This is a genomic window from Streptomyces sp. NBC_00258 (assembly GCF_036182465.1).
GTDB lineage: Bacteria > Actinomycetota > Actinomycetes > Streptomycetales > Streptomycetaceae > Streptomyces.
On sequence record NZ_CP108081.1, the window covers coordinates 417,548 to 432,079 of the forward strand.

The following is a 14,532-nucleotide window of genomic DNA, read 5'->3' on the forward strand; positions in this document are numbered from 1 at the left end:
TCGCCGCGGCTCCGTGAGTCGATCCCACCCTCCCTGCATGCGCCTCGCGCATCTGCCCAACCACCGCGGGCCGTCACCCAGATCTGCAACAGAGAGCACCCGGTATGAACGTGAGCTCGCAGCCCGTGTGGGCTGAAGAAAAAATCGCAGGCAACAAGGTCCGCCAACTGCTGGTCCCCGGCAGCGCATTGGAGGTCACCGACGAGGACGGGCTGCTGCGGGTCTCCAACGTCTACGGCAGCTGGCCCGCCCTGCGCACCGCAGCGGACGCCGTCGACGGGCTGACGGCCGTGCTGCCCAGCCGGTCCGGCCACGAGATGCGCTGGCAGGGCAGCCTGGCGGCGCACGCACCGCAGACGGTGGTGGAGTCGTATCGCAAAGCGATCGGTTTTCGCCCGTACGGTGAGCCGCACAGCCTGCGCCGCCCGCAGATCGGCGCCCTGCATGCGGTGATGGGGCACTGGGCCTCGGGCCTTGGCGACCCGGGCATCGTGGTCATGCCCACCGGCACCGGCAAGACCGAGACCATGCTGGCGCTGCTGGTGGCCGCGCGGATGGAGCGGCTGCTCGTACTGGTGCCCAGTGCGGCTTTGCGGGACCAGATCGCGGGGAAGTTCGAGACGCTCGGCATCCTGCAGCAGGAGCAGATCGTGAAGGCCGCCGCCTTGCGGCCGCGGGTGGGCCGGCTCGAGCACGGGTTCAAGGACCCTGAAGAAGCGGCCCGGTTCGTTGCGGCCTGCAATGTCGTCGTCGCCACCCCGCAGATCCTCAGCAGGAGCGTGGGGAATGTACGGATGGCACTGCTGTCGTCGTTCTCCCATCTGATCGTGGATGAGGCGCACCACTCCCCCGCGGATACGTGGGCAAGGGTGATCGACGACTTCTCCGACCGGCCGGTGCTGTTGTTCACCGCCACCCCGTTTCGGGAGGACGGCCGCAGACTGCCCGGCCGTACCGTGTTCCGTTTCCCGCTGCGGGAGGCCCAGCGGCTGGAGTACTTCACGCACATCAACTACCGGGCGGTGTTCGGTGTCGAGGACGTCGACCGGGAACTGGCCGAACTGGCCATCGGTCAGTTGCGCGCTGATCTGGAAGCCGGGCACGACCACTTGCTGATGGCGCGGGCCGAGAGCATTCCGAAGGCGGAAGAACTCGGCCTGCTCTACCAGGAGTTGGCGCCCGGCTTCAATCCCACCGTGGTGCACCAGAACGTGGGCGTCACGCGCCGCAAAGCGGCCGTGACCGCGCTGCGGACGCGCGAGTGCCGCATCATCATCTGCGTCGACATGCTCGGTGAGGGCTTCGACGAGCCCGCCCTGAAAATCGCGGCCATGCATGCGGCCCGCAAGAGCCTGAGCCCGATGATCCAGTTCGTCGGCCGGTTCACGCGGGCCGCGGAGGGACTGGGTGAGGCCACCGTGTTCGTCGCGCAGGAACCGGCCGCCGGCGCCTCACCGCTGCGCCGCCTGCTGCGCGAGGACGCCGACTGGAATCATCTGCTGCGCGACCTCACCGACCGGGCCACCCTGACCGCCGAGGAGACCAGCGCCTTCGACACCAGCTTCACCGGTGCGCCCGAGGACGTGGCGGTCAGCGTGCTGGAGCCGAAGATGAGCGCGATTGCCTACCGCGCGGCCACCGCCGAGTGGAGACCCGAGGCGGCTCTCACGCTCTGCAAGGACAACGAGCGCGTCCTGGACGACGCCATGGCCCTGGGCGGCGAGGACTCCCCTGTCGCCTGGTACGTCATCGAACGGCGCACCCCCGTGCGCTGGGGCGCACCGCAGGAGCTGGAACAGGTCGTCTACGAACTGATCGTGCTCTACTTCGACACCACCAGACGGCTGCTGTACATCCACGGCTCGGAGAAGTCGAGCACCTACAAGGACCTCGCCGAGGCGGTGCTGGGCGAGGGCAGCGAGCTGATCAACGGGGCGCGCACCTACCGGGTGTTGGCCCGCCTGGACCGGCTGGTGCCGACCAATGTCGGGCTCAAGGACGCGCGGGACTACTTCACCCGATTTTCTCTGCACGTCGGCAGTGACGTATCTCAGGGCTTCGACACCGCTCAGGAGCACAAAAGCCAGACCCATATCGCCACGTCCGGCTTCGACGACGGCGACAGCGTCTCGATCAGTGCCGCGGCCTCGGGCCGGTTCTGGTCCCCCACCACCGCCCCGAGCCTGAAGGCCTGGACCGACTGGTGCGACCAGCAGGGCACCAAACTGCTGGACAGCACCATCAACCTGGAACAGATCGTCGACGGGTTCATCATCCCCCAGGACATCACCGCACGGCCCCCCTACGCGCTGCTGGGCGTCCAGTGGCCCTGGCAGGTCTACCTCGGCTCCCGTGACCGGTACACCCTCACCTACGACGACCGCAGTTACTCGCTCACCGACGTCGACTTCGAGGTCGACGACTACTCCTCCACCGGCCCGTTCCTGTTCTCTCTGACGACCCCCGCCTGGCGGGTGGCCTACCAGGCCGACTACGACGCCAAAGGCCTGGTCTACCGGCCCCGCGAGCAGGACGCCGTCATCATGGGCAGCGGTCCGGCTGCCGAGCCACAGCCGCTGGAGGACTGGCTCAACGCGCACCGGCCCGACCTGTTCCTGGAGGGCGACCGCCTCATCGACGACGAGGGCAAACTCATCGCCCCGCGCTACACCCGCCGACCCTTCGACCCGGCTCTGCTCACACCGCTGGAGTGGCAGGGCGTGGACCTCAGCAAGGAGTCACAGAGGCCGGAGCGCCGCACCGACTCCATCCAGTACTACATGTCGGCCCACCTGCAGGCCACCAGCTCCTTCGATGTCCTCCTCGACGACGACGGCTCCGGCGAGGCGGCCGACCTGGTCGGCCTCAAGGTCGACGGCCGCTACCTGGATGTGACGCTCGTGCACTGCAAGTACTCCTCCAGGCCCGCTCCCGGCACACGGGTCGGCGACCTGTACGAGGTGTGCGGCCAGGCCATGCGCGGTGCCAAGTGGCGGCGCCAGAACGCCCTGCCCCTGCTGGATCATCTGCACGGCCGGGCCGTGCAGTACGCCCGGCGCACCGGCGGCATCTCACCCTACGAAGTCGGGGGGTCCAAGGAGCTGTTCACCATCCGGGATCAGGCCCGTCTGCTGCGGCCTCGCTTCCACACGATCATCGTCCAGCCCGGCCTTCAGGCCCGTAAGGTCACCGACGAGCAGCTCCTGCTCCTCGCGGGCGCGGAGAAGTTCGTCCGGGACACCAGCGCCGGCGACTTCACCGTCTACTGCAGTGCCTAGACCCACGGTTGGGAGGGCTGACGCTGTCGTCCGGACAGCCCCTGGGCGACGAACTCTGCAGGACTGCTGCCGTGCTTTGGATTGGCGTCCTGTTCCAGCAATGGGGTAACGGCTGCTCAATGTGCGAATTGTGCTAGGCGGTATGAAATTCTCATTCCGCACCCGTGCGGTGTCAGAGCAGGTCTGCTCCAGTGGCAAGACTGCCTGGTGGACGCGTTGTTGGGCAGCCTCCAGGATGAAGGATGAGTTGATCGGCTGATGGGAGTCGGAGAGCCTCGCCTGCTGCAGCACGGCGGGCTCCAGGACGGTCAGTTGAGGCAAGGCCAACTCATGAATTGGTCGAAGGTGACACGATGGATATACCGATCAGCGGTGCGTGGTGGCTGTCGGAGACTGCATGTGTGCGTATCCCCGGGGTTCTCTCACGGGCCGGTTCAGACTGGCAACTTGAGCTCATCGGGACGCTACCGATCACGCAGTCGGACGAGGAGGGGCTCGCCCTCACTGATCTGGCAACGATTCATGGCTTCTGCCATGGCCAGCACTACACCCTGCAGGGATGCAGCGTCGAGATGGTGGGCGGCCCGTCCGCAACCTTCGAGAAGATCGAGCCCGGTGAGCCGGGCGACGACCAGAACTGGATGCGGTGCAGTGTCCAGACCGTCTTGCGGGGAGATCTCGTTTCCGACGGCACCCTCTATGAACAGGCCACATTCCAACTCGTGGGTTTGGAGGAGTGGTGGCCGTTGTCAGGGTTCAAGGGAGCTTTGTCCGACCAGTACGACGCGCTGCCCGGCGTGAATATCACCTGCCCCGACCGCCTGGACATCACCATCGGTGCTGTGGAGAAACGAGCACGTACTGACCGCTCACGCACCTTCACCGAGTCGATCGTCGTCACAGCACGCCGCGACGAGGGGTTCACCCTCGACTGGCTGCACTCTGAGGTGATCACTCCACTGCGAGCACTGGTCGCCATCGGCCTGCAGACGTCCTCCGACGCCTTCGGTCTGCGGCTGGTGCCGCTGAAGGAGCACACCTCAGATGCCGTCGTGACCGGGCAACGGTCCTGGGTCGACGTCGTCGAAGCCCAGCCGACCCGCACAAGGGTGCCAGGACGATCGTGGCGCAGGCCTCCGGCACTTGCTCCCGGCGCCGAGGCTATGGCAGCTTTTCTCTCGGCGTGGATTGTCGTGTCCCGCACATGCGCGGTTGCCCTGGACGCTGTAGAGCCCCGGCTGCGGGAAAACGCCGCGCAGGGGCAGCTACTCGAAGCGGTCAACGCAGCTGAGACTCTGCAACGGCAGCTGCATCCGGATCCCAGAGAATTCCCCTTCGCCGAAGAGGTCAGACAGGCGCTTTCCGATGCAGGCTGCTTCACCAGTGCCCAGCGGCGCCGTGTCCGTGACGCTGTGAAGTTCACTGAGATGTCTTTGGAACACCGACTGCGCCGTCTCTCCGAAGGCATGGGGGTGGAGCTGTCCGAGTGGCTGTTCGAGAACGGCTCGGCAGCAGACTGGGCGTTCTGCACGGCAACGGCCCGCAATGTTCTGAGCCATGGGCTCACCCCCAAACACACCGTGCACACCGACCCAGCAGCGCTGATCGCAATGATCGAGTACACACGGCTCGTCATCATCTTGCGACTGATGGTGGAGGCAGGCCTGCCGCCAGGAGGCTCCCTCATCGCTCGCATGGAGGCAGACGGCGACTTGCGCCACGTACAGCGTCAACGCCTCGTCGATTGCTTGCGCGAAAGATCGATCCTAAGCGCTGAGTGCCTGGGTCATGGCCGAGCTTGACCACTGGTGCGCTCCGGGCGGCACGGTGCCGACACGGGGCGAAACATCATGGTCGTTCCTACATCGTGTCGCCGTCTGCTACGGCCTTGAGGTGGGTGAGCTGCTGGCGTGGGGGTGGTGGCAGTGGGTGAATCCGGTCGCCCAGAGCCGCGGCCGTCGTCCGGACGGCGATGTGCTCCTGAACGTCACGGCTCAGGCACAGGTCGCGGCGTGGGCCGGAGTCCCGGTGATGCATCTGGCGCGGGCATTGCCGTCATGGACGACTGGGCCGGCGTCCTTCGGTGAGCGGGCGCGTGCGGACCGGGGATGGGCACGGTGGCGGGTGGGACCCCAGGCATGGGGGCCGGTTTCTTTCGGCTGCCAGCTGTGTGCCGCCCGGCGCAGCGGCCGGGTGCAGCGGGTATGGCGGTACGGGCAACGGTGGAATCGGGTGTGTGCACGGCACGGGCGGTGGTTGCTGGACGTCGGCGATGGTCACGACCTGGAGTATCTGGACGTGGGCGGGTGCCGGGAGCTGGCTGCCGCCCAGGCGCGGTGGCCTCGGGTGGCCCGGCGGGCGGTGCGCGCAGGCGCGGAGCCGGGTGATGTGTTCGCGGTGGCACGGGCGGTGGTGTGCGGGTGGTGGCAGCAGGAAGCGTTCTGGCAGCGGGAGTGGGTATGGGGTCAGCGCCTTGAGCGGGTCGCTCTCGACACCAGCCGCAGAAACGAGGCGGCGCGGCAGTGGCTGGCGGCGTGGTGGCAGCTGGTCGCGCGGGACGCGGTTGTCTTCCCCGAGGTGGTGGCGGTGGCGGCCGCGTTGGTGGATCCGGCTCTGCGGCTGCTGGCGGCGGATGAACGACCGTTTGTCCGCCGGTCCCGGCACCATGGCCGTTTCGTGACCGCACTCGGAGACCGGCTGGAGCGCGACTGGCTGGAGGAGGTGGAGCGGCCGGAGAGACCGAGCGCCCTGCAGGCATGGATGAGGGGGCTGGCCCGCGAGCTGCGCTCACCGTCTCTGCCCGGTTCGGCACACAGCGGGATGTGGCGAGTGCAAGCGGTCCAACAGCCTGCCGAAGTGGGGGCGGGACTGCGCCTGTTGGCCACCACTTCCCCAGACGCCTTCCGGCAGCATGCCGGGTCGGCGGGGTGGCGGGCCGAGTTGTGGGTACCTCGGCGCGCGGGGCAGGGCGCCGGGTTGAGGACTGTGTCCCAGGAGCGATTCCGGGAGGGTTTTGGTCACGCGCGCAGGTATGTGGCCCGGCACGGGCATCTGACCGTCCCGCACGCCGACGCCCCGCAGGACGGTTTCGACCTGGGCCGATGGCTGGCAAACCTGCGCGCCGCCTCTGCCGGCTTGCCGCCCGAGTACGTGCGGGCGCTGGCGGAACTGGATGTGTGGTGGAACCCGCCCTGGCCGATCAGCTGGCAGCGGGCCTGGCACCGGACCCGTGCTCACACCCTCGCCCACGGCCCCCTCAGCGGTGGTGACAATCTGGCCGGGCTGCCGCGCTGGCTCGAGCGGTGGTTGCGCCGCCAGATCGCCGACTACTCCCAGCTGGCCGCGGAACAACAGCAACTGCTCGCCCAGGTAGGCCTCACGGCCGCCGAGATCGACCGCTTCCACGCCTGGCCCGCGCGACGCCGCAGCGTGATGCATGGCCTGGAGGCTGCTCGCGCCTACACCGCCCGCCACGGCCACCTGGCCGTCTCCCAGCCAACCACCCACGACGGGTTCGCCCTGGGCAAGTGGCTCAACCAAGTGCGCCACCGCCAGCGCGCCGCCACCCCCACGCGTCTCGGCCGGCAGCTCACGGCCCTGGACACCTGGTGGAACCCGCCCTGGCCACTGGACTGGCAGCGGTACTACTGGGCCGCCCGCCATCACCTCCACGGCCTGCCCGACGGCATGGTGTGGTGGCCCGGCAGACCAGACGAGGCGCAGACCCGCCAGTGGCTGCACGAGCAACAGGCCTCATCGGAGCATCTGCACGACGGGCAAAGGGAGTTGGTGCGCAGCCTGGCAGCAGACACATATGGTGCCGGCCACCGAGGCTGCCGGTGATCGCCTTCGCCTGGCGCGTTGCCCGATCCGAGGTCTTCCCCGTTCACGAGGCACAGGGCTGGAGCCGGGCTGTCGGCTTCTGGTTGGACGAGGGATCAGAGGTGGACGGTCGACGCGGCGATCCCTCGAGGGCTGCCGAAGACGATGGTTGGCTGGCTGTCCTGGCCGTTGATGTCGGGCGGGAGCACCGCGAGTGCAGTGATGGGGGCTGCGGTGATCAGCCGCAGTATCTCTTCGCCGGTCTGGCAGTCCCATGCCCGGATGGTGGTGTCGTCCGTGCTGGCGCTGAGCAGCAGGGGCTGGGAGTGGGCCGGGTGGTGCAGGACGGTCAGGGCGGTCACTTTCCCTCGGTGGCCTTGCAGAACAGGCAGAGCTTCCCTGCGCGGTGCGGCGGGGTTCCACAGCCTGATGGCGCCGTCGGCGCCGCCGGTTGCAAGGAACGGGTCTGGTGCGGCGGGGAGTGTGATGAAGGCCAGGCTGTGCGCGCTGCCGATGCGCTGGGGCAGGAGGGCGTGGGCCGGTTGGCCGGGGTGCAGCAGGCGGACGGTGCGGGTGGCCACCGCCAGCAGGAGTGATTCGCCGGCGGGTGCTGCGGCCAGGGCACGGATGGTGCCATCGGTGTGCAGTGTGTCCCAGTATAAGGCGTACTCGTCGTCGAGGGTGTAGTAGACGAGACAGGAGTTGCTGAACCCCGCGGCCAGGACAGGGGGTTGGGACGGTGCGGTCGGCAGGAAGAGCAGGGTGCGGGCATGGCCGCGGCGGGTGCGGTCGATCGGTGTCTGCAGGACATGGTGGTCGCCTTCTTCGGTGAGGATGCGAAGGCTCCCGTCGCTGTAGCCGACGGCAAGGGGCGTGGGACGGTGGCGGGAGGAGTGGTCCGGGGCAGCCAGGGCGGTGATGTGGTGGCCGGGAAGGTCGGGGCCATCGTGCGGGTGGGACGTCGTGCGCCCGGTTGTGGGAGAGATCTCTGTGAGGGTGTTCGCGTCGTAGCCGGTGATGAGGCGATGCGGGCCGGTCTGTTGCGGGAGGAGGGCGACATGGTCTGCGTGCTGGTCGGCACTCCGGTTGTCGTGGGCGTCGTCGCGGGCGGGATCCCAGAGCCGGATGGTTCCGTCCATGGAACCGGACACGACGATTGGTTCCCTGCCCACCCGTAGGACGGCCAGGCCGCGGATGGCCTTGGTGTGTTCGGCGGGCAGTGTGTAGAGCAGTTCTCCGTCGCCGGGATCGACCAGGGTGATGCTTCCGTCGACACCGCTGCCGAGGACCAGCAGCCCGCCGTAGGCGAGGTCAGGGAAGTGGGCCATCGAGGCCACTGACCGGCGGATGGGGGCATGGGGTTGTGGTCGTCTGGTGACGGGGTCGAAGATCCGCACGCCTTTGCCGGAACGGGAGGCGATCGCCAGACGAGGTTGGCCGTGCCGGTCGGTGAATGCCTGCAGCGCCGAGGTGCCCATGCCCATGCCGGGCAGTTGGCCGGCGCTCTCGAGGGTGTGTGCGTCCAGCAGCGGGATGTGTGAGCCGTCTTCTCCGATGGCCAGCAGCGTCTGGCCGTCGGGCAGGGTGATGGTCTCCAGGTCGTGGACGGTGGCGGGACGGCGTTCAAGCGTGCGAGGGCGTTCGCGCACGATGGCTCCGGTGTAGGGGTCCATCGTGAGCACGCCCTGCGGCGTCGCAACGGCCAGCACGGTGTCCCGGTCTGGTCCGGTGAAGGATGCGATGGCTCTGATGCGGCCGTCCAGCAGGCTCCAGATGCGTCCGGTCTCCGGGTCGCACCGCCACAGGCCGGCATCGCTGCCCACCACAAGGAGCGGGGCGGTTTTCCTCCGGCGTGTGCTCAGGACGGTCATGGCGCGGACATAGGGTCCGAGGTTGGTGAAGGGTGCGCCGAAGGGGACTCCGGTGCGGGCATCCCACATGGTGACGGCGCCGTCGACGTGACCGGCGGCCACGATGGTCGATTGGTCCGCGCTGCGGAAGGTGACGAGCTGGCAGACGCCGCTGGGGGTGCCCGCGAGGATGTTGTTGGGCAGGTGGAGCCGGTTCCAGCGGGGTACCAGTGACGGCGGCCGGGGCAGGGTGTCGGGGCGCGGCACGGGTTGAGCGCTGTCGGCCTGTTCGGCCATTGCCAGGCTGTCGGCCCGTGCGGTGGGCGGGGCGTCGGCCAGGAACGGCTCGATGCGGGACCAGGCGGCCAGGCGCCGGGTGTCTGTCTGAGCGGTGACGGGAAGTCCCAGGGCGCCGCGGATGCGGCCGTGGGTTTCGAAGGGCAGGAACGATGCGGGGATGTGCGCGTCGTCGAGGACACCGCCCGCCTCGGCGTGGGCGATCAGGTGACGGCGCAGGTAGGGATGCGGCGGCTGCTGGGGGGCGGCGGCGAGCAGGCGGGCAAAGGCCTGGGTCAGATGGGCGTGTACCTGGGCGCTGCCGGTGTCAGGGGTGTCGTCGAAACCGGGCAGGGTCTGCTCGATGAGCAGGGTCTGGGGGGCGGTGCGCAGGGTTTCGCTGACGCGTTCGTGGATGGGCCGGTAGACGGTTCGGCCGTCTTCGACGGCGGTCGTCAGGTATCCGGTGAGGCGGCTGTTGCGCACCAGCCGGATCGTCGCTTCCGGGGTGTCGCAGCCGGGTTCGAGGCCGCGGACGGCGGCCGGCCACACGGTCGCCCAGGGCAGTCCGGCGCCCAGGGCGAACGCCGTGGCGCGCAGGACGGCCAGGAGGTCCTCGGGCCTGGTGCGGGTGTGCTGGGCGACGTCCGCGAGGTCCTGCCGCAGCAGTTCCTGGGTGCCCTCGCGCAGTTGGCGGCGCCATGGGGCGTCGGACGGCGCGGGCAGGAAGGTGCGGGCGTGCAGTTGCTGGGCGGCCAGCCGGGCGTCCAGGAAGGAAGGGGTGACTTCCTGTGCGATGGCGGCGGTGACGTCGGCAATGGACTGGTTGCTGCGGTGGACCAGCCGGGATCCTGTGGCGGGTTCGGCGTGCAGCAGGGCTGCGGTGTAGGCGGCGATGTCCTCTTGTGCACTGTCATCGTCGGTGCGCAGTGGGGCGGTTGCGTGGGTGGCCTGTCGGAGCAGGTCGAGGAGGCCTCGGTCGGCGTGCGTGTCCTTGACCGGCAGGGTGTGGCGGGAGGGGGGTGGTGAGCTGCGGATGCCGAGGATGAGCCGGACCGCGTTCCTGCTGTCGCTGCGCAGGGCGGCCAGGGGGCCCAGGACGTCGGTGATGATGCGGCGGGGGGTCTTCGCTTCGTCGATGCCGTCGACGACCACGGTGAGCGGTCGGCCGGTGCGGGCCAGGATGGTGCGGGCATGGCCGCGCAGCAGCTCGGAGGCGTCCGTGCCGGTCGGCACGGGCTGGCCGGTGAGTGCCCGGTAGAGCGCTGCGGACAGTTCCTGCGGGTCGGTGTTGCGGGCCAGCACCGCGGCGTCGATGGCGCCGATGGGCACCCGCAGTTCTTCTGGGATCGCCTCCAGATAGGGGCGGTAGATGAGGTTGTCGCAGAAGCGCGGGTCGCTGAGGGTGACCAGGCGGGCCAGCAGCGCGCTTTTGCCGGAGCCGGCCTGCCCGGTGACGATGAGCGTGCTGTCGCTGCCAGCGAGGAAGGCGTTCATGCGGGTGACGAGTGCGGTGCGGCCGGTGAAGTACCAGCCCGCGTCGCCGGACATCTGACCGCTGGCCCTGGTGATCCAGTAGTCGTCGACATCGGGCCGTGTCCATCCGAGTTGGCTCCGGGCGTCCTCCAGCAGGGTGGTGTCGGTGTGGCCGGGGTTGGGCAGACAGGGGCTCAGCTCACGGGCGGCGAGACGGCGGCTGACACTGCGAGGCGGCCACAGGACATGGAGGTCGGCCATCTGCGCCGGATCCCACACTGTGTCCAGGATGGTATGGAAGTCTTCCCAGCTCAGGTGGGAGCGGGCGTAGCCGTTGGCTTCGTCGGCACAATGAGCGTGAACGGCCGCCAGGGCGGAGGTGAAGGCGCGCAGGCGGGGTGTGCTGTCTTCGTTGCCTGCGGCCAGGACGACCAGCGAGCTCAGGGCATGCCGGTCGGGATGCAGAGCCTTGAGAGTGCGGTCGAGCTCTTCGGCAAGGCGACCGGAGAAGCAGGAGTCGACCATGACCAGCACGTGCTCGGCCGGAGAGTCGAGGGCCGCGGCGATGAGTTCGGCTGTGGGGAATGCGGTGGCCAGGGGCCGGTCGGTGTGGGTGTCGGGCAGACGGAGGAAGTGCTGGGGTCCCGCAGGGGCCAGGCCATGGCCGGTGAGATAGATGACGAGAGCCTCGTCATCAGATGCGTCGATGAAGTCCTTGTCGATGAGGAACGTTCTCAGGTCATGAACGCTCCGCAGTGGCTTGGGCGGGTGGGAGGGAGTGAAGCGGCGCTGGTCGTCCAAGCGAGAGCTGTTCCACCAGTCCTCGACGACGGCGACCTGGGCGTCGATCCCCTCGCGGAAGGCCCTGCGTTTGGCCGGAGTGCCGTCGTCGTAGTCGCTGACGGCGATCACGAGGAGGCTGCGCTCGGAGGTGGCGGGGGCGTGCTCGTCGGTCATGACCAGGTGGCGGTGACGGCGCGGGCGACGGGGAGGGTGCGCAGGTACTTGACGGCGGCGTGCGGATCGAGGCGGCCGTTGTCGACCTCGACGTCCCTGACCTGGTCCGTCGCCAGGGCCAGGCCCGCGGCGCCGGTGACGGCGTCGTCCGGGTCGAACACGTTGATCCACCGAAGACGGGGCGCGATCTGCATCAGCCGCCCGCTGGTGATGCCCATGCCCCGCTGGACCGTGGGGATGGCCAGGGGGGAGCCGCAGGTGACGAAGGTGTGCACGGCCGCACCCGCCGTGCCGGGCGCGGCGATCTCCTCGTGCCGGAGGAGATCGTAGGCGATCACGCTGCCCAACGAGTGGCCGATCAGGACCGTGGTGTGCGCGTCGGCGCTCTCCAGGACGTATTGGCGCACCCGGTCGGCCAGATCCGGTTCGGTTAGATAGGTGTGGACCTCGCGCAGGGAAAGAATGATCTTGCTGGCCCGACCGCCGGGCTTGCGCCGGTCGTAGACGATCGCACGCCGGGTGATGCTCGGCGGCACCTTGACCAGTCCGAGCGTCGTGGGGTCGACCTGCGCGGCGTAGGCACGTTCCTCCGGGGTGAGCAAGTCGTCCAGCGCCTGGACGACGAAAGCCTCCTCGTCCGCGGTGAACGGTGTCGCGTCATCAGGGAATGCCGCCCTCGTGCTCAGCCCGCCCCCGTCATCGACCAGGAGCGCCGACCAGTGCGGCACCTTCAGCACCGGAGCCAACATGCCCTCCGCCGTGGGCGTTGCTCCGCCGTGGAGAAGTTTCACCCCGCGATCGAGGCCATCGCGCCAACTCTTGGTCAGCTCGCGCTGCGATGTCTTGCCCTGCCCGATCCCGTGCACCCCGAGCACATGCTGCTGCCCCACCCGCTACCCGCCCTGTCCCCTTGGTCTGCCGTGCTGGGAGGACACTCTACGGGTGCGGCCGCATCCCAACCGGAGCACCAGCCCCTCTCACGTGGGGCGTTGAAGCACGTGCGCCTACATAGAGCGCGCAGCGCCCATCGCGCCAACGAACCCCGCGCACCGACCCCCACCCCAGCGCCGGTCCGACGCAGCCACTTGTGCAGCCCAGAGCCGACACACCAAGGAAGATGAACCCTGTGCACGACCACCGGCCCGGCTCCGGTGTCGCCGCGGCCGGTCAAGGTGTGCCAGTACCGATCCGGCTCACGGGCCTTGGCCGGTGGGGTCATCGCTGGCGCAGGATGCGGAGAGTGGCCGAGCTGGTGTCACCGTCCAGGCCCGGCCTTGGAAGCCTGATGCGGGGCCGGCGCTCCCGGTTGGCCACGCGCCGTCAGACGGCCTCGGCGGACGTTTACTGGTCAGGCGGCAGACGCCAGGAGCACGCGAACTCAACATATGAGGCGACGGCCCCAGCACCGAGCCTGGGCGTTATCTGTATCACCGCCACCGAGACCACCAGCGCGCCCAGCCCAATCCGCAAGATCGCCAGCGCGGCGGCGGTCCAGCAGTGTCTAGAAGTCCCCATCGGGCTAGCCCATTCACCCTACGTAGAAAAACTCAGTAGTGCTGCAACCGCAGTTACAAGGGGCAGTGGCCTGGGCTGCGGAATCAGCTGAAACCGGACCGCGTTAATGGCACCAGCGTGACCGGTGCAGGGCGGTGTTCGGCTTCGTGTCGGACGGCGTGGGCGAATCTGCTCAGCAGGCCTCGGATTCGTTCACGCTCAGTCGAATCAGGTCACGACCATCCTCTTCCTTCACCGGTGGTGGTCCGCACGACCGTCAGATGAGCGGCGGCGGCCATGGCCAAAGTGACATGCCGGTACCAGGCCGGGTAGTGGCGTACTTGATAGTGGTCCAGCCCGGCTTCGTTCTTCGCGGCCTGGAAACACTCTTCAATTGCCGAGCAAGCGTCAGCGGCCCGCACGATCTCCGTCGTCGAAGTGCCCGCCGGGGCATGGACAAGGTAGTAGGCACGTTCGCCGTCGGCGAGGTTGCGACGGATCAGCAGGGCGTCGTTGAAGCCGTCGTCCCGCTCGCCAGGCAGCGAGACCAGGGCCCAGGCGTATTCACGCAGGCCGTGGGCGCCATCCCCATCGGAGCGGGTCTCCCAGACGTGCTCCGGCGGGATCGCCGAGACGGTGCGGGCGTTTTGCCCGCGCGGCCCGCACCGGTACTTGGGGGCGATCGCCAGCACGTAGCTCAGGCGCCGCTCGGCCAGCCAGCCGCGCAGGACGGGATCGTGACCGTAGACCTTGTCACCGGTAACCCAGCGAAACGGCAACTTCGCGTCCAGGGCACGCTCCAATATCGCGCGGGCCAGTGCGGGCTTGGTACGGAAGGTGACGTCTTCGCCGATCTTCGCGTCCGCCCGGCGGGCCGGATCCTCGGTCCACGAGGTGGGCAGGTACAGCTCCCGGTCGATCAACGCCCGCCCTCTGGTGGAGGCGTAGGCCAGGAACACCCCCAGCTGGCAGTTTTCGATCTTTCCCGAGGTGCTGGTGTATTGCCGCTGGACGCCGGCCGACCGGGTCCCCTTCTTGATGAAGCCGGTCTCGTCCACGGCCAGTACGCCGTCCTCGACGCCCAGGTGCTCCAGCACGAAGCCGCGAACCTCGTCGCGGACCGCGTCGGCGTCCCAGTCGGCCTGGTTCAGCAACCGCTGCATGCCGTCGGGGCACAGCTCACCGGCTTGCTCGGCCAGCGTCCAGCCGTTCTTGCGCTCCAGAGGCGCAAGCAGCCCACACAAGTACTCCATCACCCGCCGACGCGGCTCCGACCTACGGAAGTACCCACCGATCCGAGCATGCAGCGCATCCAGACCAGCCGCCCAGCGATGCACCTCATCAACCGTGCCGTCCGCACCCATGCCCGGCTAAACGAG

7 protein-coding genes are annotated in these 14,532 nt (G+C 68.6%); 3 read left to right on the plus strand and 4 right to left on the minus strand.

Annotation, left to right across the window (positions count from 1 at the left end):
- The first annotated feature begins 110 nt into the window (after positions 1-110).
- A complete protein-coding gene (locus OG718_RS01840; RefSeq protein WP_328842935.1) occupies positions 111-3,278 on the plus strand; it encodes a DEAD/DEAH box helicase in 3,168 nt (1,055 codons plus the stop codon).
- A 353-nt stretch (positions 3,279-3,631) separates the two neighbouring features.
- A complete protein-coding gene (locus OG718_RS01845) occupies positions 3,632-5,080 on the plus strand; it encodes a HEPN domain-containing protein (RefSeq protein ID WP_328842936.1) in 1,449 nt (482 codons plus the stop codon).
- 58 nt (positions 5,081-5,138) lie between these two features.
- On the opposite strand, the gene OG718_RS01850 is transcribed toward OG718_RS01845, so the two are convergent.
- Complete coding sequence (locus OG718_RS01850; RefSeq protein WP_328842937.1) at positions 5,139-5,315, minus strand: hypothetical protein; 177 nt, start codon at positions 5,313-5,315, stop codon at positions 5,139-5,141.
- 195 nt (positions 5,316-5,510) lie between these two features.
- Between OG718_RS01850 and OG718_RS01855 the strand changes: the two genes are divergently transcribed.
- Complete coding sequence (locus tag OG718_RS01855; protein WP_328842938.1) at positions 5,511-7,121, plus strand: helicase associated domain-containing protein; 1,611 nt, start codon at positions 5,511-5,513, stop codon at positions 7,119-7,121.
- A gap of 95 nt (positions 7,122-7,216) precedes the next feature.
- On the opposite strand, the gene OG718_RS01860 is transcribed toward OG718_RS01855, so the two are convergent.
- From OG718_RS01860 to OG718_RS01870, 3 genes are all read right to left on the minus strand, one after another.
- A complete protein-coding gene (locus tag OG718_RS01860) occupies positions 7,217-11,659 on the minus strand; it encodes an AAA family ATPase (RefSeq protein WP_328842939.1) in 4,443 nt (1,480 codons plus the stop codon).
- On the minus strand, positions 11,656-12,549 hold the full coding sequence (locus OG718_RS01865) for an endopeptidase (RefSeq protein WP_328842940.1): 894 nt from the start codon (positions 12,547-12,549) through the stop codon (positions 11,656-11,658). Before OG718_RS01865 ends, OG718_RS01860 begins: the two co-directional genes overlap by 4 nt.
- 837 nt (positions 12,550-13,386) lie before the next feature.
- Complete coding sequence (locus OG718_RS01870; protein WP_328842941.1) at positions 13,387-14,517, minus strand: IS701 family transposase; 1,131 nt, start codon at positions 14,515-14,517, stop codon at positions 13,387-13,389.
- Positions 14,518-14,532 lie beyond the last annotated feature (15 nt).

What these genes read in the sequence shown, in the direction of transcription:
- OG718_RS01850 (WP_328842937.1), bottom strand. Translation starts at nt 5,315, where the DNA reads ATGCATCACCGGGACTCCGGCCCACGCCGCGACCTGTGCCTGAGCCGT.
- OG718_RS01860 (WP_328842939.1), bottom strand. Translation starts at nt 11,659, where the DNA reads ATGACCGACGAGCACGCCCCCGCCACCTCCGAGCGCAGCCTCCTCGTG.
- OG718_RS01870 (WP_328842941.1), bottom strand. Translation starts at nt 14,517, where the DNA reads ATGGGTGCGGACGGCACGGTTGATGAGGTGCATCGCTGGGCGGCTGGT.
- OG718_RS01845 (WP_328842936.1), top strand. Translation starts at nt 3,632, where the DNA reads ATGGATATACCGATCAGCGGTGCGTGGTGGCTGTCGGAGACTGCATGT.